This window comes from Brevundimonas sp. TWP3-1-2b1 (assembly GCF_049896165.1).
In the GTDB taxonomy this organism is placed as follows: Bacteria; Pseudomonadota; Alphaproteobacteria; order Caulobacterales; family Caulobacteraceae; genus Brevundimonas; species Brevundimonas subvibrioides_B.
On the sequence record NZ_JAFCTT010000039.1, the window covers coordinates 1 to 1601 of the forward strand.

General features: G+C 67.6%; 1 protein-coding gene. It reads right to left on the reverse strand.

Annotated elements, in window-relative coordinates:
• Nucleotides 1-15 precede the first annotated feature (15 nt).
• The gene (istA, locus tag ACP7AB_RS16845) at nucleotides 16-1527 is read right to left on the reverse strand and encodes an IS21 family transposase (RefSeq protein ID WP_425993151.1); all 1512 of its coding nucleotides are present in this window, start codon (nucleotides 1525-1527) and stop codon (nucleotides 16-18) included.
• Nucleotides 1528-1601 lie beyond the last annotated feature (74 nt).

Genomic DNA, 1601 nt, shown 5'->3' on the forward strand with positions numbered 1-1601 from the left:
AGCGCCGCTATCATCTCATGCCGCTGCATGCAGGCCTCGCAAGCTGTCGTAGCGGTCGCAGTCGGCCAGAGGCGGATGCCGCAGCACCAGGTCTTCGGGTGTAACGATACTCAGCGGCCGGGGCGGTTCGCGCCGGCGCGCCAGGATGTTGAGGATGACGTCGTCACTGGCCGTCCCGGCAGCGAGCGCCTCGTGCACAGCGGCCTCGACCAACTCCACGCCATCCTCCAGCACGGCTGCCAGAACCCGAACGAACCGGCGGTCGGCCTCGTCGCCTGAGCCCAGCTTGCGCCGCAGACGCGCCAGCGCCGACGGCAACGCCCAGTCCTGGAACGGCGCGCCGTTGCGCAGGGCGCCGGGCTTGGTCGCCAGCACCGGCAGGTAATGCCAGGGATCGTAGAGGGTCCGGTCGCGACCGAAGAACCGGCGATGGTCAGCGATGACCTCCCCATCGCAGCGCACGACGATACGGTCGGCATAGGCGCGGACCTGCACCGTGCGCCGCCCGGCCTTGGCCATCACCGAGTAGCGGTTGCGATCGAAGCTGATCAGGCAGGTCCCGGTCACCGCGTGCTCGCTCTCGTAAAAGCCGTCGAACGGCCCCAGCATGGGCTGCAACGCCGGGCGCTCGGCTGCCAGCGCCTGAGTGACCGTCAGGTCCTTCTGCTCGGGATGTTGGCGTAGCTCGCCCCAGCGACGGCATTCCGCCTCCAGCCAGCCGTTCAACTCCTCCAGACTGGTGAAGCGCAGGCGGGGCTGGAAGAACCGCCCCCGCACCGTCTGAACCTGGTGCTCGACCTGGCCCTTCTCCCAGCCGGCCGCCGGCGAACAGGCCGTCGGCTCGACCATGTAGTGGCTCGCCATGACCAGGAAGCGCCGGTTGAACACCCGCTCCTTGCCGGTGAACACCGTCGTCACCGCCGTCTTCATGTTGTCGTAGATTCCGCGTGTCGGCACGCCGCCGAAGAAGGCGAACGCCCGAGCATGCGCGTCGAACAGCATCTCCTGGGTCTCGCGCGGATAGGCCCGAACATAGATCGCGCGCGACGCGCACAGCCGCATGTGCGCCACCTTCACCCGCATCGGCTTGCCCGCGATCTCCACGTCCTCGTGGCTCCAGTCGAACTGGTAGGCCTCGCCCGGCTGGAACATCAGCGGGATGAACACCGGCGCATCCGCCACGCCCTTGCGCCGCTTCAGTCGCCATCCCGCAGCGTAGCGCCGGACCGCGTCATACGACCCGTCGAACCCCTCGCGCAGCAGCAGGTCATGGACACGTGTCATCCGCAGCTTCTCGCGCCGCGGTCGCGCCTCGTCCTCTTCCAGCAGCTCATCAAGTCTGGCCTGGAACGGCCCCAGCCTCGGCAACGGCTGCACCGCCCGTCGATAGGCGAACTCCGCATCCGGCTCCCGGATCGCCTTGCGCACCACCTTGCGCGACAGTCGAAGGTCCCGCGCGATCGCCTTGATCGCCTTCCCGGACGCAAACTCGCGCCGGATCCTCAACACCGTCTCCAACACCAACATCCCGAACTCGCCGCCTGACATCCGCCAAGCAGCCATCGTTAGACATCAGGAATGAGGGGTCCTTATTCGACGCC